Origin of the sequence: Pseudomonas sp. W15Feb9B (assembly GCF_000828175.1) — a bacterium.
In the GTDB taxonomy this organism is placed as follows: domain Bacteria; phylum Pseudomonadota; class Gammaproteobacteria; order Pseudomonadales; family Pseudomonadaceae; genus Aquipseudomonas; species Aquipseudomonas parakoreensis.
The window spans coordinates 57,851-82,037 of the sequence record NZ_JTKF01000025.1 but is presented as its reverse complement, the minus strand read 5'-3'; the positions used below and the strand labels follow the sequence as shown (position 1 = coordinate 82,037).

18 protein-coding genes and 1 tRNA gene are annotated in these 24,187 nt (G+C 60.1%); 15 read left to right on the top strand and 4 right to left on the bottom strand.

Going from position 1 to position 24,187, the window contains the following annotated elements; genetic code table 11:
• Positions 1-28 precede the first annotated feature (28 nt).
• From rpoD to OC71_RS13735, 14 genes are all read left to right on the top strand, one after another.
• Positions 29-1,876, top strand: coding sequence for an RNA polymerase sigma factor RpoD (gene rpoD / locus OC71_RS13800; RefSeq protein WP_041070030.1), 1,848 nt, complete (start codon positions 29-31; stop codon positions 1,874-1,876).
• Between the two features lie 126 nt (positions 1,877-2,002).
• Positions 2,003-5,749 carry a bifunctional diguanylate cyclase/phosphodiesterase gene (locus tag OC71_RS13795; protein ID WP_041070027.1) on the top strand — a complete coding sequence of 1,249 codons (3,747 nt, stop codon included), beginning with the start codon at positions 2,003-2,005 and terminating at the stop codon, positions 5,747-5,749.
• Positions 5,750-5,764: 15 nt separating this feature from the next.
• Positions 5,765-5,841, top strand: a tRNA-Ile gene (locus OC71_RS13790).
• A gap of 136 nt (positions 5,842-5,977) precedes the next feature.
• Positions 5,978-6,718, top strand: coding sequence for a hypothetical protein (locus OC71_RS13785; RefSeq protein WP_041070024.1), 741 nt, complete (start codon positions 5,978-5,980; stop codon positions 6,716-6,718).
• 160 nt (positions 6,719-6,878) lie between these two features.
• Complete coding sequence (locus OC71_RS13780) at positions 6,879-7,340, top strand: Lrp/AsnC family transcriptional regulator (RefSeq protein WP_007966501.1); 462 nt, start codon at positions 6,879-6,881, stop codon at positions 7,338-7,340.
• 206 nt (positions 7,341-7,546) lie between these two features.
• Positions 7,547-9,229: an NAD(P)/FAD-dependent oxidoreductase gene (locus tag OC71_RS13775; RefSeq protein ID WP_041070021.1), complete on the top strand. Its 1,683-nt coding sequence runs from the start codon at positions 7,547-7,549 to the stop codon at positions 9,227-9,229.
• 12 nt (positions 9,230-9,241) lie between these two features.
• Complete coding sequence (locus OC71_RS13770) at positions 9,242-10,036, top strand: carbon-nitrogen hydrolase family protein (RefSeq protein WP_041070017.1); 795 nt, start codon at positions 9,242-9,244, stop codon at positions 10,034-10,036.
• Between the two features lie 48 nt (positions 10,037-10,084).
• Complete coding sequence (gene pqqF, locus OC71_RS13765) at positions 10,085-12,502, top strand: pyrroloquinoline quinone biosynthesis protein PqqF (RefSeq protein ID WP_041070014.1); 2,418 nt, start codon at positions 10,085-10,087, stop codon at positions 12,500-12,502.
• 156 nt (positions 12,503-12,658) lie between these two features.
• Positions 12,659-12,733, top strand: coding sequence for a pyrroloquinoline quinone precursor peptide PqqA (pqqA, locus tag OC71_RS13760; protein ID WP_003422658.1), 75 nt, complete (start codon positions 12,659-12,661; stop codon positions 12,731-12,733).
• Positions 12,734-12,814: 81 nt separating this feature from the next.
• Positions 12,815-13,726 carry a pyrroloquinoline quinone biosynthesis protein PqqB gene (gene pqqB, locus OC71_RS13755; RefSeq protein ID WP_041070011.1) on the top strand — a complete coding sequence of 304 codons (912 nt, stop codon included), beginning with the start codon at positions 12,815-12,817 and terminating at the stop codon, positions 13,724-13,726.
• A gap of 135 nt (positions 13,727-13,861) precedes the next feature.
• Complete coding sequence (gene pqqC, locus OC71_RS13750) at positions 13,862-14,614, top strand: pyrroloquinoline-quinone synthase PqqC (RefSeq protein WP_041070008.1); 753 nt, start codon at positions 13,862-13,864, stop codon at positions 14,612-14,614.
• Positions 14,611-14,886: a pyrroloquinoline quinone biosynthesis peptide chaperone PqqD gene (pqqD, locus tag OC71_RS13745; protein ID WP_041070005.1), complete on the top strand. Its 276-nt coding sequence runs from the start codon at positions 14,611-14,613 to the stop codon at positions 14,884-14,886. Before pqqC ends, pqqD begins: the two co-directional genes overlap by 4 nt.
• Positions 14,858-16,030, top strand: a complete 1,173-nt coding sequence (gene pqqE, locus OC71_RS13740; RefSeq protein WP_041070002.1) for a pyrroloquinoline quinone biosynthesis protein PqqE — start codon at positions 14,858-14,860, stop codon at positions 16,028-16,030. The genes pqqD and pqqE overlap by 29 nt, the downstream gene beginning before the upstream one ends.
• The gene (locus OC71_RS13735; protein WP_084234192.1) at positions 15,996-17,807 is read left to right on the top strand and encodes a S9 family peptidase; all 1,812 of its coding nucleotides are present in this window, start codon (positions 15,996-15,998) and stop codon (positions 17,805-17,807) included. Before pqqE ends, OC71_RS13735 begins: the two co-directional genes overlap by 35 nt.
• 143 nt (positions 17,808-17,950) lie before the next feature.
• On the opposite strand, the gene OC71_RS26860 is transcribed toward OC71_RS13735, so the two are convergent.
• Positions 17,951-18,109 (bottom strand): YqaE/Pmp3 family membrane protein, encoded by a 159-nt coding sequence (locus tag OC71_RS26860; RefSeq protein WP_003228885.1) that lies wholly within the window; start codon positions 18,107-18,109, stop codon positions 17,951-17,953.
• 196 nt (positions 18,110-18,305) lie between these two features.
• A complete protein-coding gene (locus tag OC71_RS13725; protein ID WP_041069994.1) occupies positions 18,306-19,589 on the bottom strand; it encodes an aspartate aminotransferase family protein in 1,284 nt (427 codons plus the stop codon).
• Positions 19,590-19,758: 169 nt separating this feature from the next.
• On the opposite strand from OC71_RS13725, the gene OC71_RS13720 reads away from it, so the two are divergent.
• A complete protein-coding gene (locus OC71_RS13720; RefSeq protein WP_041069991.1) occupies positions 19,759-20,688 on the top strand; it encodes a LysR family transcriptional regulator in 930 nt (309 codons plus the stop codon).
• Between the two features lie 227 nt (positions 20,689-20,915).
• On the opposite strand, the gene OC71_RS13715 is transcribed toward OC71_RS13720, so the two are convergent.
• Together OC71_RS13715 and OC71_RS13710 are read right to left on the bottom strand one after the other, a co-directional pair.
• Complete coding sequence (locus tag OC71_RS13715; protein ID WP_027610696.1) at positions 20,916-22,694, bottom strand: acyl-CoA dehydrogenase C-terminal domain-containing protein; 1,779 nt, start codon at positions 22,692-22,694, stop codon at positions 20,916-20,918.
• A 189-nt stretch (positions 22,695-22,883) separates the two neighbouring features.
• Positions 22,884-24,173 carry a GGDEF domain-containing protein gene (locus OC71_RS13710; RefSeq protein ID WP_041069989.1) on the bottom strand — a complete coding sequence of 430 codons (1,290 nt, stop codon included), beginning with the start codon at positions 24,171-24,173 and terminating at the stop codon, positions 22,884-22,886.
• Positions 24,174-24,187: the final 14 nt, after the last annotated feature.

The window sequence follows — 24,187 nt, the reverse complement described above, 5'->3', positions numbered from 1 at the left end:
CGCCAAGACCTTCAGTGGATAGGGTGTTATGTCCGGAAAAGCGCAACAGCAGTCTCGTATTATTGAGTTGATCAAACTGGGTCGTGAGCAGAAGTATCTGACTTACGCCGAGGTCAACGACCACCTGCCCGAGGATATTTCAGATCCGGAGCAGGTGGAAGACATCATCCGCATGATTAACGACATGGGGATCCCCGTACACGAGAGTGCTCCGGATGCGGACGCCCTTATGTTGGCCGACGCCGATACCGACGAGGCCGCTGCGGAAGAAGCCGCCGCCGCGTTGGCCGCGGTGGAGACCGATATCGGTCGCACCACTGACCCGGTGCGCATGTACATGCGTGAAATGGGTACGGTCGAGCTTCTGACTCGTGAAGGCGAAATCGAAATCGCCAAGCGTATCGAAGAAGGCATCCGTGAGGTGATGAGCGCTATCGCGCACTTCCCAGGCACGGTTGACCACATTCTCTCCGAGTACACTCGCGTCACCACCGAAGGTGGTCGCCTGTCCGACGTTCTGAGCGGTTACATCGACCCGGACGACGGCATTGCGCCGCCTGCTGCCGAAGTGCCACCGCCGATCGACGCGAAAGCCGCCAAGGCTGACGACGATACCGACGACGATGACGCCGAAGCCTCGGATGACGAAGAAGAAGCCGAAAGCGGTCCGGATCCGGTCATCGCTGCCCAGCGTTTCGGCGCTGTGTCCGACCAGATGGAAATCACCCGCAAGGCCCTGAAAAAGCACGGTCGTCACAACAAGGCCGCCGTTGCCGAGTTGCTGGCCCTGGCCGAGCTGTTCATGCCGATCAAACTGGTGCCGAAGCAATTCGAAGCCCTGGTCGAGCGTGTTCGCAGTGCCCTTGATCGTCTGCGTCAGCAAGAGCGCGCGATCATGCAACTGTGCGTACGTGATGCACGTATGCCACGCGCCGATTTCCTGCGTCAGTTCCCGGGCAATGAAGTCGACGAAAGCTGGTCCGACGCCCTGGCCAAAGGCAAGAGCAAATACGCCGAAGCCATTGGTCGCGTGCAGCCAGACATCATCCGTTGCCAGCAGAAGCTGATCGCGCTGGAAACCGAGACCGGTCTGACCATCGCTGAAATCAAGGACATCAACCGTCGCATGTCGATCGGTGAGGCCAAGGCCCGCCGCGCGAAGAAAGAGATGGTTGAAGCGAACTTGCGTCTGGTGATCTCGATCGCCAAGAAGTACACCAACCGCGGCCTTCAATTCCTCGATCTGATCCAGGAAGGCAACATCGGCCTGATGAAAGCGGTGGACAAGTTCGAATACCGTCGTGGTTACAAGTTCTCGACTTATGCCACCTGGTGGATCCGTCAGGCGATCACTCGCTCGATCGCCGACCAGGCTCGCACCATCCGTATTCCGGTGCACATGATCGAGACGATCAACAAGCTCAACCGCATTTCCCGCCAGATGCTGCAGGAAATGGGTCGCGAACCGACTCCGGAAGAGCTGGGCGAACGCATGGAAATGCCTGAGGACAAGATCCGCAAGGTGTTGAAGATCGCTAAAGAGCCGATCTCCATGGAAACCCCGATCGGTGATGACGAAGACTCTCATCTGGGTGACTTCATCGAAGACTCGACCATGCAGTCGCCAATCGATGTGGCAACCGTTGAAAGCCTGAAAGAAGCAACCCGCGAAGTGCTGTCCGGCCTCACTGCCCGTGAAGCCAAAGTACTGCGCATGCGCTTCGGTATCGACATGAACACCGACCACACACTCGAAGAAGTGGGTAAACAGTTTGACGTAACGCGCGAGCGGATCCGTCAGATCGAAGCCAAGGCGCTGCGCAAGCTGCGCCACCCGACGCGAAGCGAGCATCTGCGCTCCTTCCTCGACGAGTGATACCAGAACCCCCGGCCCAGGCCGGGGGTTTTGTTTATACGGCAGATTAAGTCCCTCGCACCGCCCCTCCCCCGCATACCCCGTCTACACTCGAAACAATCAATCCCGTGCCCTAACGAGACGGTTATGCCCAGACTGGCGCCCGTGCTTTTCTTGCTGTCACTGATGATCTGGACCGCAACGGCTAACGCGCTGACTCTGACCGATGAAGAACGTAGCTGGCTCGCGGCTCACCCGGACTTGCGCCTGGGTGTTGACGCCTCGTGGCCGCCGTTCGAGTTCCGCGATGAACAGAATCGCTATCAAGGCCTGGCCGCTGATTACATCGACGTGATCCGCCAGCGCCTGGCCGTCAAACTCACTCCGGTCGAGCCGTCGAGCTGGACTGAGGTGCTGGCGCAGGTGAAAACAGGCAGGATCGATCTGCTGCCTGGGATCATGTCCACGCCCGAGCGCCAGAATTATCTGTCGTTTACTCGCCCGTATCTCGATTTCCCGATCGTGATCCTCGCCCATATCGGCGGCGCGCAACCGCGCAAAATCGAAGACCTGTACGGACTGAAGATCGCCGTGGTGGAAAACTACGCCCCCCACGAACTCCTGCGCACCCACCATCCGGACCTGAATCTGGTGGCCATGCCCAATGTCAGCTCGGCCTTGCAGGCCCTGGCTACCGACGAAGTAGATGCGGTTGTCGGCGATCTCGCCTCCAGCGTCTGGAGCCTGCGCCAGCTCAAGCTCGACGGCTTGTACGTAAGCGGCGAAACCCCGTATCGCTACCAGTTGGCCATGGGCGTGCCCCGTGACAACAAAATGCTGGTGGGCATTCTGGACAAGGTCCTGGCGGACATGAGCCCGGAGGAAATCAGCAGCATTCAGGAACATTGGGTCGGCAATGTCCTCGATCATCGGACATTCTGGTCGGATTTGCTGATTTACGGCCTGCCGGGCCTGTTATTGCTGATGATCATCCTGGCCGTGGTCATTCGCATCAATCGCCGCCTGAGTTCGGAAATTGCCCGCCGCGTCGACCTCGAACAGGAATTGCGCAGCAGCGAATACCACTACCGCGGACTGGTGGAGAGCCTGTCGGCCATCGCCTGGGAAGCGCGCATGAGCGACTTCACCTACAGCTATGTGTCGCCGCATGCCGAGGATCTGCTCGGTTATCCACAGGCGCACTGGCTGATTCCGGGTTTCTGGCGCAACATCATCCACCCCGCCGACCTGACGCGTGCCCAGGCCATCTGCGATGAGGCGGTGCGCGAAGGGCGCGATCACACCCTCGATTATCGGGTGATTACCGCAGACGGGCGCTGCCTGTGGGTGCGCGATATTGTCAGCCTGATCGAGCACGGCCATGAGCCGGTGATGCGCGGGCTGATGATCGACATCAGCGAGACCAAACGTACAGAAGAAGCATTGCGGCTGTCGGAGCAGAAGTTCGCTTCAGTGTTCCAGCAATGCCCGGACATTCTGGTCATCGCGAGGCTGTCCGATGGCTGCCTGTTGGAGGTCAACGAAGCCTTTGAAGAACAGATCGGCCTGAAGGCCGAAGAAGTCATAGGCCAGACCGCCACGGAACTCAACATCTGGGGCATTCCCGGGGTCGGGCCGGGACTGCTCCAGCGCTTGCAGGCCGGCAGCATCCGCAACCTGGAGATGCCCTTTCGCCGCAACAACGGCCAGGTATTCACCGGCCTGATCTCCGCCGAACCCTTCGACCTCGACACCACTCCAGCGCTGGTGGTGGTGGTGCGCGACATCACTCAGCTCAAGGAAACCCAACAACAACTGCAAACCTCCGAAGAGAAGTTCGCCAAGGCTTTTCATGCCTCACCGGACGGTTTGCTGCTGTCGCGTCAGAGCGATGGCCTGCTGCTGGAAGTCAACGAGGGCTTCAGCCGCATCACCGGATTCAATAGCGCGATGTCGGTGGATCGCTCGGCGCTGGACCTGGGGATCTGGGTCAACCTCAACGAACGCAAGCAGATGCTCGACCTGTTGCACCGCGACGGCTTCGTGCGCGACTTCACCTGCCATATCCGCCGCAGCGACGGGCAGATCCGCCTGTGCGAAGTGTCCAGCCGACCGCTGCCGATCGGCGAAGAAGACTGCATGCTGACCATCGCCCGGGACATCACCGAACGCCATCTGATGCAGGAAAAGCTGCAACAGGCCGCCACCGTTTTCGAGAGCACCGCCGAGGGCGTGCTGATCACCGACACCCAGCAGCACATCAGCGCGGTGAACCGTGCGTTCACCGAAATTACCGGCTACAGCGAAAGCGAAGCCCTCGGCCACACCCCGCGCCTGCTCGCATCCGGCCTGCATGACAGCGCGTTTTACGCGGCGATGTGGCACCAATTGACCGACGAGGGTCACTGGCAAGGCGAGATTTCCAACCGGCGCAAGAACGGCGAGCTGTACCCGAGCTGGCTGACCATTAGCGCCGTGCGCAACCGCGACAAATTCATCACCCACTTCGTCGCGGTGTTTGCTGACATCTCCAGCCTCAAACACGCACAAGCCAAACTCGACTATCAAGCGCACCACGACCCACTCACCGGCCTGCCGAATCGCACCCTGTTCGAAAGTCGCCTGCTCACCGCGCTGAACAGTCAGCAGGAAAATGGCGGTCAGGGCGCTGTGCTGTTTCTCGATCTCGACCGTTTCAAACACATCAACGACAGCCTCGGGCACCCGGTTGGCGACCTGTTGCTCAAAGGCATTGCCGTACGCCTGAAGGAGCAATTGCGCGATATCGACACCGTCGCCCGACTGGGCGGGGATGAATTCATTATCCTGCTGCCGGGCCTGCAACAAGCCAGTGATGCCGACAATATCGCTATCAAACTGCTCAACTGCTTTGGCGCACCGTTTCAGGCCGGTGAGCACGAGTTTTTCATCAGCGCCAGCATCGGCACCAGCCTCTACCCACGGGATGGCTGCGACGTTGCCACCCTGGTGAAAAACGCCGACGCCGCGATGTACCGCTCCAAAGCCAAGGGCCGCAACCGCGTCGAAAGCTACACCCGCGATCTCACCGCCCAAGCCAGCGAACGCGTGGCACTGGAACACGAACTGCGCCGGGCCATCGAACGCGAAGAGTTGTTCCTCTACTACCAACCGAAAATCAGCCTCGACGACCATCGCCTGGTCGGCGCCGAAGCACTGATCCGCTGGCGCCACCCGACCTTCGGCGAAGTGCCGCCCGAGCACTTCATCCCGCTGGCCGAAGAGAACGGCATGATCTTGCAGATCGGTGATTGGGTGCTCGAGACCGCCTGCCGGCAGATGTTCGAGTGGAATCAGATCTACGACAGCCTCGGCCCGCTGTCAGTCAATCTCGCCGGCGCGCAACTGCGCCAGCCGAATCTGCTCGGGCGTATCGAACAACTGCTCAGGGACAACCGTTTGCAGCCGGATTTACTGCAACTGGAAATTACCGAAAACTTCATCATGAGTCAGGCCGAAGAGGCCTTGGCGGTGCTGCACCAGCTCAAACACCTGGGTGTACAACTGGCGATCGACGACTTCGGTACCGGTTATTCTTCGCTCAGTTACCTCAAACGCCTGCCGCTGGACATCCTCAAGATTGACCAGTCTTTTGTTCGCGGGCTGCCCGACGACCCGCACGACGCGGCGATTGTGCGGGCGATCATCGCACTGGGCCGAAGCATGCAATTCACCGTGATTGCCGAAGGCGTGGAAACCCAGGCGCAACAACAATTCCTGGCGGCTGAGGGCTGCGAACAGATCCAGGGCTACATCGTCAGCCTGCCACTGCCCCCGGAAGAATTCGCCGCAACGTTTCTTCGTGTAACCGTATCGGATTATTCGGATAGCACAGCCGAGAAACCGTCGTTATAATCCGCGACCTACTGAGGGCCTATAGCTCAGTTGGTTAGAGCAGAGGACTCATAATCCTTTGGTCCACGGTTCAAGTCCGTGTGGGCCCACCAAACAATCAAAGGCTTATGCTTAATGGCGTAGGCCTTTTGTTTTTGTATCTCGTCATACAATCAGTCGAACCCATCCACCTGGACGTGAATGGTGCATGCGGGACATGGGTAAAATCAAATCGCAAGGGAGCACGCAATGAGCGTAATGGAAAAGGAACTTCCAGAAATACACATCGGCGACACCATCAAAGTTCTTGAACACTTGAGTACATGCAGACCGCTGAAGGCATCTGCAAGGCGTAGCAGGCTCGAATTGAATGCGGAGAAATTTGCCAATTGGTGTCTCGTTATCGGCGGTGGCGGGATGGCCGTCGCTGCCTGCATGGCCTACTGGCATACATCGCAGGCTCCGCTGCCGGAAGGGGCCAAGTATCTGGCTCTCTATCTTGTGCTCTTCTCGACAATATCCACTTTGCTGTCGCTGCTTACCCCCATGTTGGCACTGATCTATGCGCTCTTCCGATGGGAGACCATCACCTTGAAAAGCATGATTGCCGATTTCAGACACGAGAATGCATTAGTGGACTCGCTTCAACCTCATTCGGAAGTGGCACTTCTGGATGCGAAGTATTGGCTCGAACTCAGAATCAATCGAGCAGAAGCGCGTGTCGCCCTGTTTTTTGGAGAAAAAGCTGCAGCCCTTGCTCTGCTGGGAACGGCCTACGTCTGCGCGGAAAAATTCGGCGGTTTTCCCTGGATCAGTAAGACCTTATTGGCCGGACCTGTGAACGGGAACTGGGGTAATAGCGCCCTATTGATGATCATTGCCTTGGTACTCGGTCTTTCCATAGGAGCGGTACTGCTCAAACGAGTGAATCTTCGATACCGCTTCCAGATCGAACTTATCGATCAAGCCTTACGCAGAATGGCCAGATAACGGTCAATCCAGCGCATAGAAATCCGCGAAGTTACGCGGATTTTTCGTTTCCGCTCTTCGCGCCCCATTGACCAGACATTCGATTACCGCCCACAAGCGTCCCGTCGGTTGAGCCTGTAACATGCTCCCTCCAAGAACCGCGTTCTAAGGAGCCGCCCCTTTGCCCGACACCCGCCCCCCCGCCCTCGACGAAATCGACCGCCAGCTGATCGCCGCCCTGCAAATCAACGCCCGCGAAAGCGTGGCGATGCTTGCCCGGCAACTGGGCATTGCCCGCACCACCGTGACTTCGCGGTTGGCGCGGCTGGAAAAGGCCAAGGTGATCACCGGTTATGGCGTGCGTCTGGGGCAGCGCGTGGTCGATGGCGGGTTGCAGGCGTATGTCGGGATCAAGGTACAGCCACGTTCCGGCAAGGAAGTGCTGCGCCGGTTGAGCGCGATGGCGCAGGTGCAGCAGTTGTGTGCGGTGAGTGGCGAGTTTGATTATGTGGCGTGGTTGCGCACGGACTCGCCGGAGCAGCTGGATCAGTTGCTGGATCAGATTGGCAGTGTGGATGGGGTGGAGAAGACGACGACGTCGATCATTTTGAGTAGCAAGATCGATCGGGGGCAGCCGGTTTAAATGTGTTGGCTGAGAGGGACTCTTCGCGAGCAGGTTCGCTTCTACACCTGGTCGGTATGCAGTCACCAATCGTCATATTGATCAGTTAAATGGCAAAACGACGACATATTGCGTCTTATTAACGTGTTCTACGCTCCCTAAAATGGCTGGCATCTTTTCCTATACTCAGACGCGCGTCTTGCGTCGGGTCGCCAACAGGGTCAGCCATGAACAAGAACAATCGCCATCCTGCAGACGGTAAGAAACCCGTCACCATTTTCGGCCCGGACTTTCCGTTCGCGTTTGACGACTGGATCGAACACCCGGCCGGTCTCGGCAGCATTCCTGAACACCACCATGGCGCTGAAGTGGCGATTGTCGGCGCCGGTATCGCTGGTCTGGTGGCCGCGTACGAGCTGATGAAGCTCGGCCTGAAACCTGTGGTGTACGAGGCTTCGAAACTGGGTGGACGTCTGCGTTCGCAGGCGTTCAACGGTACCGACGGCATCGTCGCGGAACTGGGCGGCATGCGTTTCCCGGTGTCCTCCACGGCGTTCTACCACTACGTCGACAAGCTCGGGCTTGAGACCAAACCGTTCCCGAACCCGCTGACGCCAGCCTCCGGCAGCACGGTGATCGATCTCGAAGGCAAAACCCATTACGCACAAAGCCTGAAGGATCTTCCTGCACTGTTCCAGGAAGTGGCTGACGCCTGGGCAGATGCGCTGGAGGCGGGCTCGCAGTTCGCTGATATCCAGCAAGCCATCCGTGACCGCGATGTGCCACGCCTCAAAGAACTGTGGAACAAACTCGTGCCGCTGTGGGACGACCGCACGTTCTACGACTTCGTGGCCACCTCCAAGGCCTTCGCCAAACTGTCGTTTCATCACCGCGAAGTGTTCGGTCAGGTCGGTTTCGGTACCGGCGGCTGGGATTCGGACTTCCCCAACTCGATGCTGGAAATCTTCCGCGTGGTGATGACCAACTGCGACGATCACCAGCACCTGGTGGTGGGCGGTGTGGAGCAAGTGCCGCAAGGCATCTGGCGCCATGTGCCGGAGCGCTGCGTGCACTGGCCTGAAGGCACCAGCCTGAAATCCCTGCACCGTGGCGCGCCGCGTTCCGGCGTGAAGAAAATCGCCCACGCGCCGGACGGCCGTTTCGCTGTCACCGACAACAACGGCGACACCCGCGAATACGCCGCCGTGCTGACCACCTGCCAGAGCTGGCTGCTGACCACGCAGATCGAATGCGACGAAACCCTGTTCTCGCAGAAGATGTGGATGGCGCTGGACCGCACGCGCTACATGCAGTCGTCGAAGACCTTCGTCATGGTCGACCGCCCGTTCTGGAAGGACAAGGATCCGGAAACCGGTCGCGATCTGATGAGCATGACCCTCACCGATCGCCTGACTCGCGGCACCTATCTGTTCGACAACGGTGACGACAAGCCGGGCGTGATCTGCCTGTCGTATTCGTGGATGAGCGACGCGCTGAAAATGCTCCCGCATCCTGTTGAAAAACGCGTGGAGCTGGCGCTGAACGCGCTGAAGAAGATCTACCCGAAAGTCGACATCGCCGCACGGATCATCGGCGATCCGATCACCGTGTCGTGGGAAGCCGATCCGTACTTCCTCGGCGCATTCAAAGGCGCCCTGCCCGGCCATTATCGCTATAACCAGCGGATGTACGCGCACTTCATGCAGGACGACATGCCAGCGGAGCAGCGCGGGATTTTCATCGCCGGCGACGATGTGTCGTGGACGCCGGCGTGGGTCGAAGGCGCGGTGCAGACTTCACTCAACGCGGTGTGGGGCATCATGAAACACTTCGGCGGTTCGACACATAAAGAGAACCCGGGCCCGGGTGATGTGTTCAAAGACATCGGCCCTATCGCCCTGCCCGAGTAAGAGGATTCCCCGATGCGTGTCGCCCTTTACCAATGTCCACCGCTGCCCCTGGAACCCGCCGCCAACCTGCATCGCCTGCAGCAACTGGCGATGGAGGCCAAGGGTGCCGACCTGCTGGTGCTGCCGGAGATGTTCCTGACCGGCTACAACATCGGCGCCGAGGCAGTCAGTACGCTGGCCGAGGTCTACAACGGCGAATGGGCGCAACAGATCGGTCGAATCGCCAAAGCCGCCGGGCTGGCGATTGCTTACGGGTACCCCGAGCGCACGGCCGACGGGCAGATCTACAACGCCGTGCAGTTGATCGACGCGCACGGCGAGCGCCTGTGCAATTACCGCAAGACCCACCTGTTCGGTGATCTGGATCGGTCGATGTTCAGCCCCGGCGAAGATGATTTTCCGGTGGTTGAACTCAACGGCTGGAAGCTCGGTTTCCTGATCTGCTACGACCTGGAGTTCCCCGAGAACGCGCGGCGTCTGGCGCTGGCCGGTGCCGAGCTGATTCTGGTGCCAACGGCAAACATGATTCCGTTCGATTTCGTCGCCGACGTCACCGTGCGTTCCCGCGCCTTCGAAAACCAATGCTACGTGGCGTACGCCAATTACTGCGGACAGGAAGGCGAGATCCACTATTGCGGGCAAAGCAGCATCGCTGCTCCGGACGGCAGCCGTATCGCCCAGGCCGGCCTCGATGAAGCGTTGATCGTCGGAGAGCTGGATCGGCAATTGATGGCCGATTCCCGCGCCGCCAATCGCTACCTCAACGACCGTCGCCCTGAGCTTTACCACGCGTTGAACAAGCGCTGACCCCATGCAATCCGCTAGCATGGGCACTTCACTGTTCTGGAAGTGCCCATGCCTGCGCCGACTCACCCCCGCCCCCACACTGAAACCCTGGCCAACGGCTTGCGCGTGACCCTGCGTCAGGTGCCCGGTTTGAAGCGCAGTGCCGCTGCATTGCGGGTGGCTGCCGGTAGCCATGATGTGCCACTGGAGTGGCCGGGGCTGGCGCATTTTCTTGAGCATCTGCTGTTTCTCGGCACTGAGCGTTTTCCTGCGAGTCAGGCGCTGATGGCCTACGTGCAAAGTCACGGTGGGCAAGTGAATGCCAGCACCCGTGAACGCACCACCGACTTCTTCTTCGAACTGCCGACCTCGGCCTTCAGTGCCGGGCTTGAGCGTCTGTCAGACATGCTCGCCCAGCCGCGTATGAATCCGGACGATCAATTGCGCGAACGGGAAGTACTGGACGCGGAATTTGTCGCGTGGTCGCAAGATCCCACAGCTCAGCAGGAACTGGCGTTGTACGACGGTTTGCCGGCAACACATCCGCTGCGCGGATTTCATGCGGGGAATCGCGACAGCCTGAAAGTTGAGTTACCAGCCTTTCAAAAGGCGCTGAAGGATTTCCATCAGCAGTTTTATCGCAGCGGACAAATGACCCTGAGCCTGGTCGGACCGCAGAGCATTGAAGAATTGCGCGTACTGGCGCAGCAGTTTGCCGCCGCGCTGCCGGTTGGGGATAAGGTCGAACAGGCAGCGACCCTGCCTTTGGCGGTGAACAGTTATCAACAGGTCGGCGAGCGAAGCAGCCATCTGTTGTTCGCTTTCGAAGCGTTGCCCGACTCGTCCGCCGAAGCGCTGGCGTTTCTCTGCCATTGGCTGAACAGCGCCAAGTCCGGCGGTTTGCTCGCCCATTTGCAGCAACAACGCCTCGCGGACGGTTTGAAAGCGGTGCCGCTGTATCAGTTCGCCGGGCAAGCGTTGCTGGACCTGCAATTCACCGCCCCAGCCGAATCCTTCAGCGCCATTCGTGAACAGTTTCTGGACTGGTTGAGCTTCTTTGCCGCGCAACGGGACTGGGCAGCGTTGCGCGAGGAATACGCCAAATTGCTGGAACGCCAGCAGCAAGTCAGTGGCGCACTGCATCTGGCGCGCCGCGACAGCGAACAGCTTGCACACGGCTTGTCGGAAAACGGTGTCGTTGTGCTCAAACACATCCTGCGCGACATCGGTGTTGTGGATAACTTCAGCGCGCATTGGCATCGGCCTGCCGTCAACCCATTCCTCGGTTCCAGTGAACCGCTGGCCAACGCCGGGCTGATCCGCGGCCAGACCAGCGCCCATCGTGGATTGCGCACTTTCGCTCAGGATCGCTCGCGCGGGCGGCGTGAGCGTTCACCGATGCAGTTCAGTCAGGCGCTGCCGGACCACACTGATCACGGCGCGATCTACTTGCGTTGGCAAACCGCAGCGCAGGCTGGCGTCGATCTGCAAGGCAAGCTGCAACGCAGTCTGCAGGAAACTCAGGAAGATGCACGGCAGGCCGGCGTCGAAATCGCGTTCAGTGCCAGCGGCACTCAGTGGCTGCTGAAACTGACGGGACTGCAGGAGCCGATGCCCGGTGTCCTGGAACACGCGCTGAAATGTCTGACGCAAATTGACGCCGATTCAGCCAACGCAGGGCCGGAAGCGCCGTTGATACCAATCCGTCAGCTGCTCAAGGCGTTGCCTGAACATTGCCTGCCATCGGCCGTCGAGTCGAACGACGCCAGACAGCTGTGGACAACTTCGCGCTGGGACGGATTGGCCGTTGGCCTTAACGCACAGACGCAATCGGCCATGGGTCTGGCCCTGAGCCGCATCCCCGGTACACCGGACAATCAACTGCCGACAGTGCCGACGATCAATACGCAACATTTGTGGAGCCGCATCGACACCGCTTCCAGCGAGCATGCACTGCTGCTGTTCTGCCCGGCCGCAGGCCACGAAATCGCTGACGAAGCCGCCTGGCGACTGCTCGCGCAGCTGTGCCAGACCCCGTTCTATCAGCGCCTGCGAGTCGAATTGCAATTGGGCTACGCGGTGTTCAGTGCCTTGCGACAGGTACATGGTCAGAGTGGATTGCTGTTCGGTGTGCAGTCGCCAGAGACTGCGCCCGTTGAGCTGCTCGGCCATATCCAGCAGTTCCTCAAAGACATTCCTGCGCTGATCGAAAACCTCGACGACGTGCATTTCACCCAGCAACGCCAGTCACTCGCCGATCAGTTCGATGAGCGTCATCTGTCCGGAAAAGACGCCGCCGAGTTGCTGTGGCAGGCCAAACTCGCGGGCCACTCGTCGGATTATCTGGCACAACTGCACACGGCCATTGGTCAACTGCAACGCTCGGCATTGCTGGCGGCAGCGCAGCGCTTGCTCAACGCCGAGGGCGGCTGGCACTGCCTGGCCAGCGCACCGTCACCCGGCGCACCGTGGCAAGCGACAAAATGATCATTACCAAGGCTGCAAGGAGCTTTCTCAAAGATTCACGGGCAATACCGTTGAAATTTTGAGTAACATAGCAGCCTAACTATTTGGAACATCCCTGCGCTGCCGTGGACTATAACTATGGACAGCGCTATCCCACCCACCCTGAAGGAGACACCCATGTCCTGGACAAAACCGGCTTACACCGACCTGCGTATCGGCTTCGAAGTCACCATGTACTTCGCCAGCCGCTGAGTTCTGCCTACGCAGACTTGCAGTGCAACGCCTCGGCTCGCCGGGGCGTTTTATTTTCAGCGTTGAAAGATGGGAGCGTTCATGTTCGTCCAGATTCTGGGTTCGGCCGCCGGTGGCGGATTTCCGCAGTGGAACTGCAACTGCGTCAATTGCGCAGGCTTTCGCGACGGCAGCCTGAATGCCAAGGCCCGCACCCAGTCGTCCATCGCGATTTCCGACGACGGCGTGAACTGGGTGCTGTGCAACGCTTCGCCGGACATCCGCGCGCAACTGCAGAGCTTCGCTCCAATGCAACCGGGCCGAGCCCTGCGTGACACCGGGATCAGCGCGATCATCCTGATGGACAGCCAGATCGACCACACCACCGGCCTGCTCAGCCTGCGCGAAGGCTGCCCGCATCAGGTCTGGTGCACAGACATGGTTCACGAAGATTTGAGCACCGGTTTCCCGCTGTTCAAGATGCTCACCCACTGGAACGGCGGGTTGAACTGGAACCGCATCGAACTCGACCAGAGCTTCACCGTCGCTGCCTGCCCGAACCTGCGCTTCACTCCGCTGCCGTTGCGCAGCGCCGCACCGCCGTATTCGCCGCACCGTTTCGACCCGCACCCGGGCGACAACATCGGGCTGATCGTCGAAGACCTCAACACCGGCGGCAAACTGTTCTACGCCCCGGGCCTGGGCAAGGTCGACGCGCCGCTGCTGGAAATCATGGCCGGCAGCGACTGCCTGCTGGTGGACGGCACGCTGTGGGATGACGATGAAATGCAGCGCCGTGGCGTCGGCACCCGCACCGGTCGTGAAATGGGCCACCTGGCACAGAACGGCCCCGGCGGCATGCTCGAAGTGCTGGAGCAGTTGCCTGAGCAACGCAAAGTGCTTATCCACATCAACAACACCAACCCGATTCTCGATGAGGATTCGCCGGAGCGCGCGGAGTTGGCGCGGCGTAATGTTGAAGTGGCGTTCGATGGCATGAGTATTGTGCTGTAGCGGATGGCTCCATCGCTGGCAAGCCAGCTCCCACAGGGTTCTGTGGCGTACACAAAAACTGTAGGAGCTGGCTTGCCAGCGATGACGTCCGACCAGACACCCAAGATTTTAACGGTTGTTCCCCGGAGAACCGCAATGACCGACACCCCGCTGTCCCCCAGCGAATTCGAAGCCGCACTGCGCGCCAAAGGCGTCTACTACCACATCTACCACCCGTACCACGTGGCGATGTATGAAGGGCGTGCCACCCGCGAGCAGATTCAGGGCTGGGTCGCCAACCGCTTCTACTATCAGGTGAACATCCCCCTGAAAGACGCGGCGATCCTTGCCAACTGCCCGGATCGCGAGGTCCGTCGCGAGTGGATTCAGCGCCTGCTCGACCACGACGGCGCCCCCGGTGAAGACGGCGGGATTGAAGCCTGGCTGCGCCTCGGGCAAGCGGTCGGCCTCGATCCGGATCAGTTGCGTTCCCAGGAGCTGGTGCTGCCCGGCGTGCGTTTCGCTGTCGATGCCTACGTCAACTTCGCCCGCCGCGCCAGTTGGCAGGAAGCCGCCAGCAGCTCGTTGACCGAGCTGTTCGCGCCGCAGATCCACCAGTCGCGCCTCGACAGCTGGCCGCAGCATTACCCGTGGATCGACCCGGCCGGTTACGAATATTTCCGCACCCGCCTCGGTCAGGCGCGGCGCGATGTCGAGCATGGTCTGGCGATCACGCTCGAGCACTACAAGACCCGCGAGGGTCAGGAGCGCATGCTGGAAATTCTCCAGTTCAAACTGGACATTCTTTGGAGCATGCTCGATGCCATGAGCATGGCTTACGAACTGAACCGCCCGCCGTACCACAGCGTCACTGAACAACGGGTCTGGCACAAAGGAATCACCTTATGAGTTTCGATCGCAGCAAGATCCCGACCTGGCGTCCCGGCTACCGCTTCCAGTACGAACCGGCGCAAAAAGGCCACGTGCTGCTCTACCCCGAGGGCATGATCAAGCTCAACGACAGCGCCGCGCTGATCGGCGGTTTGATCGACGGTGAGCGCGATGTCGCAGCGATCATCGCCAAACTCGATGAGCAGTTCCCCGGCGTACCCGAACTCGGTGACGACATCGAGCAATTCATGGAGGTTGCCCGTGCGCAGCACTGGATCGAACTTGCCTGAGGCATCGGTGCAAGTACCGCCAAAACCTGAAGTCGGCCTGCCGCTGTGGCTGCTCGCCGAGCTGACCTACCGCTGCCCCCTGCAATGCCCGTACTGCTCCAATCCGCTGGATTTCGCCGAGCAGGGCAAAGAGCTGAGCACCGAGCAGTGGATCAAGGTCTTCCGCGAAGCGCGGGAGATGGGCGCGGCGCAACTGGGTTTTTCCGGTGGTGAGCCGCTGGTGCGCCAGGACCTCGCCGAACTGATCCGTGAAGCGCGGCAGTTGGGTTTCTACACCAACCTGATCACTTCCGGCATCGGCTTGACCGAACAGAAGATCAGTGACTTCAAGAAGGCCGGCCTCGATCACATCCAGATCAGTTTCCAGGCCAGCGACGAGCAGGTGAACAACCTGCTCGCCGGCTCGAAAAAGGCTTTCGCGCAGAAGCTGGAGATGGCTCGTGCGGTGAAGGCCCACGGCTATCCGATGGTGCTGAACTTTGTCACCCATCGGCACAACATCGACAAGATCGACCGTATTATCGAGCTGTGCATCGCGCTCGAAGCGGACTTCGTCGAGCTCGCCACCTGCCAGTTCTACGGCTGGGCGCAGCTCAACCGTGTCGGCCTGCTGCCGACCAAGGAACAGTTGGTGCGCGCCGAACGCATCACCAACGAATACCGCGCCAAACTGGAAGCCGAAGGGCATCCGTGCAAGCTGATTTTCGTCACCCCGGACTACTACGAAGAACGCCCGAAAGCCTGCATGAACGGCTGGGGCAGCATCTTTCTGACGGTTACCCCGGACGGCACCGCCCTGCCCTGTCATGGCGCCCGACAGCTGCCGGTACAATTTCCCAACGTGCGCGACCACAGCATGCAGCATATCTGGTACGACTCGCTCGGCTTCAACCGCTTTCGCGGTTACGACTGGATGCCCGAGCCATGCCGCTCCTGCGACGAGAAGGAACAGGACTTCGGCGGCTGCCGCTGTCAGGCGTTCATGCTCACGGGGGACGCGAGTAACGCCGATCCGGTGTGCAGCAAGTCCGACCATCACGGCGTGATTCTCAAGGCCCGCGAAGAAGCCGAGACCGCCACCCAGACCATCGAACAACTGGCCTTCCGTAATGAACGAAACTCACGCCTCATCGCCAAGGGCTGAGCCTTTCAGCGCCACCCAGGCCGTCGCCGCCGGAATGGACTTCGCCGAACTGCAACTTGGCGTTCACGGTTTGTTCTGGAATGAATATCGCCCCGAAGACGCCGCGTGCCGGATCTGGCACTGGCGCGACGGCGTGGCGAAATGTCTGACGCCGAATGGCTTCAGCGTGCGTAGCCGGGTGTACGAATATGGCGGTGGCGCGTTTTGTCTGACGCCAGACGGGGTGGTTTTCGTCAATGAGGCGGATCAGCAGTTGTATCGGCAGACGCTGGATGGCGCGCCCGAGGTGCTGACTTCTGGCGGGTGTCGTTATGGCGATCTGCATTGTGCTTTCGGCCAGGTGCTGGCGGTTGAGGAACTGCGCGACCAGCATCGGCTGGTAGCGATTGATCTGGCCGACGGCACCCGGCATTTGCTGGCTGAAGGTGCGGATTTTTATGCAGCACCGGTGATCAGCCCGGACGGTTCGCGATTGGCCTGGATCGAGTGGAGTCGGCCGCATCAGCCTTGGACATCCACGCGATTGATGGTGGCCGAGCGTCTGGCTGAGGGTGGCTTTGGCGCACCGCGTTGCGTGGCGGGGGCTGACCTTGAAGAGTCGATCCAGCAACCGCGGTTCGACGCGAAAGGACGCTTGTTGTGCCTGACTGATCGCGGCGGTTTCTGGCAGCCGTGGGGCGAAACGTCCGACGGTTTGCAGCGACTGCCCTGCGCCGAGGCCGATCATGCGCCCGCCCCTTGGCAAATGGGTGGCTGCACCTGGTTGCCGGTGGGCGATTCGTTTCTGGCGAGCTGGACCGAGGGCGGTTTTGGTCGCCTGGCGCTCGACGGCGACGACTTCACCGGCGACTACAGTCGTTTCCGGCACCTGGCGCTGGATCAGCAACTCATCTATTGCATCGCCGCCTCGCCAATCAGCCCCTCGGCGGTGATTGCCATTGATCGTTCCAGCCGCGAAGTGAACGTGCTGGCCGGTGGTATTGCGCCACTGCCGGCGGAGCGCATCAGTCGTCCGCAGACGTTGCGCTACCCGAGCGGCAGCGGTGAGGCTCATGGGTTCTTTTATCCGGCAATGAACGACGAAGCACAGCCACCACTGGTGGTGTTCATCCACGGCGGCCCGACCTCGGCCTGCTACCCGATGCTCGACCCGCGCATCCAGTACTGGACGCAACGCGGTTTTGCTGTCGCCGACCTCAACTACCGCGGCAGCAGCGGTTATGGCCGCGAATACCGTCAAGCGTTGCATCTGAGCTGGGGCGAGGTAGACGTCGAGGACGCCTGTGCGGTGGTGGCGTATCTGGCCAGACAAGGACTGATCGACGGCGAGCGCGCGTTTATCCGCGGCGGCAGCGCCGGGGGTTACACCACGTTGTGTGCGCTGGCGTTTCACCAGGTGTTCCGCGCTGGCGCCAGCCTCTACGGCGTCAGCGACCCGGTGGCACTGGCCCGCGCGACCCACAAGTTCGAAGGCGATTATCTCGACTGGCTGATCGGCGATCCCCAACAGGACGCCGAGCGCTACGCCGCACGCACGCCATTGCTGCACGCGAGCAACATCCGGGTACCGGTGATTTTCTTTCAGGGTGAGCTGGATGCCGTGGTGGTGCCGCAACAGACCCGCGACATGGTCACGGCGCTGGAACGCAATGGCATCCCGGTCGAGGCGCATTATTACGCAGAAGAGCGCCATGGTTTTCGCCGGGCGGTGAATCAGGCGCATGCACTGGAGCAGGAGTGGAGGTTTTATCGACGAGTGATGGAGTTGGCGGACTAAATACCGCACTTCTTTCAAAATGGCGCCGCCCCCATCGCGGGCAAGCCCGCTCCCACAGGTTCTTTTGGTGTACACAAAATGTGTGACCTACCGAAAACACTGTGGGCTTGCCCGCGATAGCAATCTATCGCGCGCCACTGAACTCAGCGCTTGGCGATGATGTACACCGCATGCACGATCCCCGGGATATAACCACACAGCGTCAGCAGAATGTTCAGCCAGAACGCCCCACCGAACCCGACCTGCAGAAACACACCCAGTGGCGGCAACAGAATGGCGATGATGATACGAATGAAGTCCATGGGTCAGCTCCTGATTGGGGGTTGGCTCACTTGAGCCATACAAGCTAATCGACCTGCGCCGTTCGTCAGGGTTCAGTGCAAACGCCATTTGATCGCCACTATCGGGCATAAAAAAACGCCCCACGCCAAAAGAATCAGGCGTGAGGCGTGCGTTATACCGCGAGACGGTTCTTGAAATCGGGCAGGAAACTTCAGTTCAGACGGCAATCCCTTTGCGGCATTGCAGTTGCGCGGTGCGCACCCGCGAGAAAGCGCGGGCCAGGCGCAGGAGCATTTCGTCGATGTTGGCCTTGCTGACGGTGAGTGCCGGGGTGAAACGCAGGCAATCGGCTTGCGGCGCGTTGAGCAGCAGGCCTTCGTGCAGGGCGGCACTGACTACGGCATCGGCGCAATCCTCTGACAGGCTCAGTCCCCAGAACAGTCCTTGACCACGCAGTTCGCCATGGCCGTAACGGTGCGCCAGGCGCGCAAGTCCCTCGCGCAAGTGCTGACCGTGATCTTTGACCTGTTCGAGAAATGCCCGGTCCTGCACGCTGTCGAGCACCACCAGACCGGCTGCGGTCATCAGTGCATTGCCGTGATGAGTGCCGCCCAGTTCACCCGCATCAAAGCAGCAGGCCTTGCCTCGGGCCAACAGCGCTGCCAGCGGCACACCACCACCCAGGCCCTTGCCGAGTACGACAATATCGGCGCGCACACCGTAGGATTGCTCGGCGAGCAAACTGCCGCAGCGGCCGATACCGGTCTGCACTTCGTCGAGGATCAGCAGAATGCCCAGTTCGCGGCACAGCCGTTCAACGCCTTTGAGGTAATGCTCAGTGGCCGGAATCACCCCGGCATCGCTCTGAATCGGCTCGAGCATGATCGCCACGGTTTGCGCATCGACAGCCGCGTGCAGCGCCGGCAAGTCGTTGAATGGCACCAGATCGAAACCTGGCAGCAGCGGAGCGAAACGGTTGTGCAGGTTGCAACTGTCTGACGCGGAAATCGTCGCCAGACTACGGCCGTGACAGCCTTGTTTCGCCACGATGATTCGCGACGCCCCACCACGATGCAGCTGACCCCATTTGCGCGCCAGTTTGATTGCCGCTTCACAGGCCTCGCTGCCACTGTTGAGCAAGTAAGCCTGGTCGCTGGAAGTGCTGGCACACAAACGTTCGGCAAGGTTGAGCATGCCGCGATTGTGCAGATTGAAACCGGGATTGATCAGTGCCTGAGCCTGACTGGCAATCGCTTTGACCAGCGCCGAAGGGCTGTGCCCCAGACTGTTGGCACCGCCGGCCTGGGAGAAGTCGAGGTAGGCGCGATCATGACTGTCCCACAGCCAGGAACCCTGACCACGAACGAACACCTGCAGCGGGCGCTCGACGCTGGGCATCAAGCGCTCGGCATTCAGACTGTCGCCTGCCCCGGCGGGATTGGGCTCGAACGCGAGGTCATCAAGACTCGGCGCCTGGCGCCGCAAACTGAACAGATTCATTGAAAGAAACCTCGTTTGAGGTTTTTTGAACTGCCTATGCAAACACTGTCGAAGCAAACGCTATTCATCGCGCTTTCTGGCCCTGTAAGCCTTGTGATTGCGGTTAGACTAGGCTCACAGCGGGCTTCGAGCCATTTCGATTTACCAGCATTTTCGATAATCATTACTTATGGATTTCAAACAACTGCGTTATTTCGTCGCGGTCTACGAAGAAGGCCATGTGGGCCGGGCCGCTGAGCGTCTGTCGATCTCGCAACCGGCGCTCTCGCAACAGATCCGCCAGCTCGAGCAGAACCTCGACGTCACCCTGTTCGAACGTAGCAGCAAACGCCTGCTGCCGACCCTCGCCGCGCACACTCTGTACAACCACGCGCTACCACTGCTCGATGGATTGCAGCGCGCGCGCGAGGCATTGGGCAATTTCAAGGGCCAGGCCTTGCGCACCTTGGCGATCGGTGTACTGCAAACCGTGCACACCAGCCTCGTCCCGCAAATGCTCGAGCGGGTACGCAAGGCGCAGCCGCATCTGGTGGTGCAGATTTACGAGCTAACCGGTCTGGAGATCGAGCGCCGCCTGCTCAACGGCTCGCTGGATATCGGCATCAGCTACCTGCCACCGCGGCAACCCGGTCTGCATGGCGTAATGCTGTATGAAGATGAGCTGACGCTGGTGATCCCGGCGGATCATCCGCTGCGTGAATTCAAAAAGGTTTCGATGCGACAGGCAGCGGAATTGCCGATGTTGCTGCTGGGCGAAGAGTTTCAGATCCGGCAGATCTGGCAGGCGCAACTGACCAGCCTGGGGCGACGCCCGCAAGTGCAGGCCGAGCTGAACAATATGCTGGGGATTCTCGACAGTTTGCCGCACACCAAACTGGCGACGGTGCTGCCCGGGCGCTCACAGAAGGAATACGACGATCAGGATCTGCTGTGGAAACCGCTGAGCGAGCCACGGGTGCCCCTGCAGGTTGGCCTGGTGTGTCGCGATGTTCAGCGCCAACAGGCGTCTCTGGCGTTGCTGCGCACGTTGCTGGAAGAGGTGATTCAGCGTGAAGACAAACCGCTGAAAGCCGCGCCACCACTGGATCCGCTGCCCTGAAAACTTTTCTTCAGACAAAAGAAAACCCCGCCGAAGCGGGGCTTTGCAGACTGTTTCCCTGACATCCATTTCACTCCGCCACCCTGGCAGAATCCTACGTGTCCGTGTTGTTGCTTTGCGCTTCCTGCGCGACGTCCATGAGTTGTAGATTAGCTGTGGATCCAATCTACGCCTATGGGAGAACAGCAGCACGTCATGTAAGAGAATGCTTACATGACGTTACATCATCAGAACTGTTCAGCGTTCAGCAGGAACAGCGACTCGCTGCCCGCCTTCACCGATGCGCTCAACGAGTGGATACGCGGCAGCAGACGAGCGAAATAGAAGCGTGCGGTGCCCAGTTTGCTGGCGTAGAAATCGTCCTGCGCTTCTTTGCCCAGCGCGGCTTTCGCCATCAGTGCCCACATGTAGGCATAAGCGGTGTAGCCGAACGCTTGCAGATATTCGACCGAGGCTGCGCCGATTTCGTTCGGATTGGTTTTCGCCCGATCCAGCAGCCACGCAGTCAATTCGTCGAGGGTGCTCACGGCGTCGTTCAGCGGCTTGGTGAATTCGCCGAGGTCAGCGCTGGCGGTCGCGGTGAAGTGGCGGATCTCGTCAGCGAACAGCTTGTAGAACGCGCCGCCGCTGCCGACGATCTTGCGCCCGACCAGGTCCAGTGCCTGAATGCCGTTGGTGCCTTCGTAGATCTGTGTGATGCGCACGTCACGCACCAGTTGCTCCTGGCCCCACTCGCGGATGTAGCCGTGGCCGCCGAAAATCTGCTGGCCGTGAACGGTGGTTTCCAGGCCTAGGTCAGTGAGGAATGCCTTTGCCACCGGGGTCAGCAACGCGACCAGATCTTCTGCGCGCTTGCGGGTGGTGGCGTCTTCGCTGAATTTGGCGGTGTCGAGTTGCATCGCCACGTAAGTGGAGAAGGCGCGACCGCCCTCGTTCGAGGCTTTCATGGTCAGCAGCATGCGACGCACGTCAGGGTGGACGATGATCGGGTCGGCAACCTTGTCCTTGTTCTGCGCGCCGGTCGGCGAACGGCTCTGCAGACGATCGCGCGCGTATTCGACGGCGTTCTGATAAGAGCGCTCGCCGCTGGCCAAGCCTTGAATGCCGACGCCCAGACGTTCGTAGTTCATCATGGTGAACATCGCCGCCAGGCCCTTGTTCGGCTCGCCGACCAGATAACCCACGGCTTCGTCGAAGTTCATCACGCAGGTCGCGGATGCCTGGATGCCCATCTTGTGTTCGATCGAGCCACAGTTCGCCGGATTGCGTGCGCCCAGACTGCCATCGGCATTGACCATGAACTTCGGCACCAGGAACAGCGAAATGCCTTTCGGACCAGCCGGGGCGTCCGGCAATTTCGCCAGCACCAGGTGGATGATGTTCTCGGTGAGATCGTGCTCACCGCCGGTGATGAAGATCTTGGTGCCGCTGACCTTGTAGGAACCGTCGGCCTGCGGTTCGGCCTTGGTGCGGATGATGCCCAGGTCGGTGCCGGCGTGCGGCTCGGTCAGGCACATGGAACCGGCCCAGATGCCGGCGTACATGTTCGGCAGGTAGGCGGCCTTCAGCTCTTCGCTGGCGTGGGCGTTGATCGACAGGCAGGCACCGGCGGTCAGCATCGGGTACAGACCGAACGACAGGCTGGCGGAGTTGACCATCTCTTCTACTTGAGCCGAAACAGCCTTGGGCATGCCCATGCCGCCGTAGGCCGGATCGCCACCGACACCGACCCAGCCGCCTTCAGCGTAAGTCTGATAGGCCTGTGGGAAACCGGCCGGGGTGCTGACGGCACCGTCCTTCCAGTGGCAGCCTTCTTCGTCGGCTGCGCGGCTCAGGGGGGCGATGCTTTTGCTGGTGACCTTGCCGGCTTCTTCGAGAATGGCTTCTACGGTTTCTGCATCGACAGTCTCGGCCAAGGCCGGCAGTTCGGCCCAGAGTTTGGCGACTTCGAATACTTCATTGAGGACGAAGCGCATATCGCGCAGCGGCGCTTTGTAGTCAGCCATGGCAAACCTCGCAAGATCTAAACAGGTGATTCGTGGAAGAGTGTTTTCGTTGAGGCCGAGTGTACCTCAACAACTTTTGCGACACATAGGGTCAACCGGTGACTGATTTGTTATTTTTGGTCACTAGCATTCAGCGATAAAACAAAGCCCGCAATCAGCGGGCTTTTGAGCGATGGCGTGTGGCTTGACTCAGCCCGCGGCGCTGTCCATGCGCACCGCGCCGCGACGGTTCTGACCGAACGCCATGACGCAGTTACGCCCGGCGCCCTTGGCGCTGTACAACGCCTGGTCGGCAGACTTGAGGACTTCTTCCGGCGTTCGCTGCTCGACGCGTTCGGCAACACCGATACTGACCGTGACCGAGACACTGGAAGCACCGCTGCCGCCACGCCGCTGGCGACCTTGCTGGTCATCTTGCGGACGGTTTTCCTGATTACGCAGCTGAATGTTGTAGGAAGCAATCGACTCGCGGATCACTTCCAGGTGCGGCATGCATTCCTCAAGGGTTTTGCCCGCAAACACCAAGGCGAATTCCTCACCGCCATAGCGATATGCCCTACCGCCACCGCTGATTTTCGACAGTTTGCTCGCGACCAGGCGCAGCACCTGATCACCAACGTCATGACCGTGAGTGTCGTTGAATTTCTTGAAGTGATCGACGTCGCTCATCGCCAACACATAATTGCGACCCAGGCGCTGCATGCGCTCATTAAGCGCGCGCCGCCCCGGCAAACCAGTGAGCTCATCGCGAAAGGCCATTTGGTAGGCCTCATGCGCCACGGCGGCGGCAATCATCAGCATCACCTGACTGCACATGATGTTCAGGGTGAACGGCAGGATGAAGGTTTTCGGCAGCATCCAGAACAACCCGAGCAAGCCGACCAGTTGCGCCGCATGCAACGGGCGCGGGTTGCGCCAGTATTGCCAGGCCAGCAGCAGGAACGCCGAGAGAAACACCGGATAGGACATCTGGATCAGGCTCATCCAGGCGCCGTGCAGCGCAGGCCAGCGGATTTCCGAGAGCCACATCAGCAACGCCTGGGGATAACTTTGCTCAAGACCGAGGGCGACGCTGCCAAAGGCCAGCAGCACGGCGAACCGCGCGACCATGTCCTGAAACAGATGGGTGCGCTCTTGCCACGCGGCGAACAGGCCGAACAACAGCGGCAACAGCAGACAGACCAGATGAAACACCACCGCGGCGTCTTCGCGCACTTTGCCGTTATCGCGGTAATAGTCAGTCTGGGTGTCGAGCAGAAAGTAGGCGATGTACACCGTGAGCATCAGAAACAGTTCGCGCTGACGTCGGTAAACCGCACAGTAAGCGCCGCCCAACAGCAGCACCAGGGTCGGCAGCACGTTGAACAGCGAAGTGAAGAACACATTGAGGTCTTTGACGTACGCAGCCGCCAACCCCGCGAGCAATAACAGCAGTGAAGGCAGGAAATGACTGAAACGTACAGCGGAAGAACGCGGCAAGGGTAAAGCTCCGA

Excerpts from the sequence above, each read along its gene's own strand:
- rpoD (WP_041070030.1), top strand. The coding sequence starts at position 29 with ATGTCCGGAAAAGCGCAACAGCAGTCTCGTATTATTGAGTTGATCAAA.
- OC71_RS13795 (WP_041070027.1), top strand. The coding sequence starts at position 2,003 with ATGCCCAGACTGGCGCCCGTGCTTTTCTTGCTGTCACTGATGATCTGG.
- OC71_RS13785 (WP_041070024.1), top strand. The coding sequence starts at position 5,978 with ATGAGCGTAATGGAAAAGGAACTTCCAGAAATACACATCGGCGACACC.
- OC71_RS13775 (WP_041070021.1), top strand. The coding sequence starts at position 7,547 with ATGAACAAGAACAATCGCCATCCTGCAGACGGTAAGAAACCCGTCACC.
- OC71_RS13770 (WP_041070017.1), top strand. The coding sequence starts at position 9,242 with ATGCGTGTCGCCCTTTACCAATGTCCACCGCTGCCCCTGGAACCCGCC.
- pqqF (WP_041070014.1), top strand. The coding sequence starts at position 10,085 with ATGCCTGCGCCGACTCACCCCCGCCCCCACACTGAAACCCTGGCCAAC.
- pqqB (WP_041070011.1), top strand. The coding sequence starts at position 12,815 with ATGTTCGTCCAGATTCTGGGTTCGGCCGCCGGTGGCGGATTTCCGCAG.
- pqqC (WP_041070008.1), top strand. The coding sequence starts at position 13,862 with ATGACCGACACCCCGCTGTCCCCCAGCGAATTCGAAGCCGCACTGCGC.
- pqqD (WP_041070005.1), top strand. The coding sequence starts at position 14,611 with ATGAGTTTCGATCGCAGCAAGATCCCGACCTGGCGTCCCGGCTACCGC.
- OC71_RS13735 (WP_084234192.1), top strand. The coding sequence starts at position 15,996 with ATGAACGAAACTCACGCCTCATCGCCAAGGGCTGAGCCTTTCAGCGCC.
- OC71_RS26860 (WP_003228885.1), bottom strand. The coding sequence starts at position 18,109 with ATGGACTTCATTCGTATCATCATCGCCATTCTGTTGCCGCCACTGGGT.
- OC71_RS13725 (WP_041069994.1), bottom strand. The coding sequence starts at position 19,589 with ATGAATCTGTTCAGTTTGCGGCGCCAGGCGCCGAGTCTTGATGACCTC.
- OC71_RS13720 (WP_041069991.1), top strand. The coding sequence starts at position 19,759 with ATGGATTTCAAACAACTGCGTTATTTCGTCGCGGTCTACGAAGAAGGC.
- OC71_RS13715 (WP_027610696.1), bottom strand. The coding sequence starts at position 22,694 with ATGGCTGACTACAAAGCGCCGCTGCGCGATATGCGCTTCGTCCTCAAT.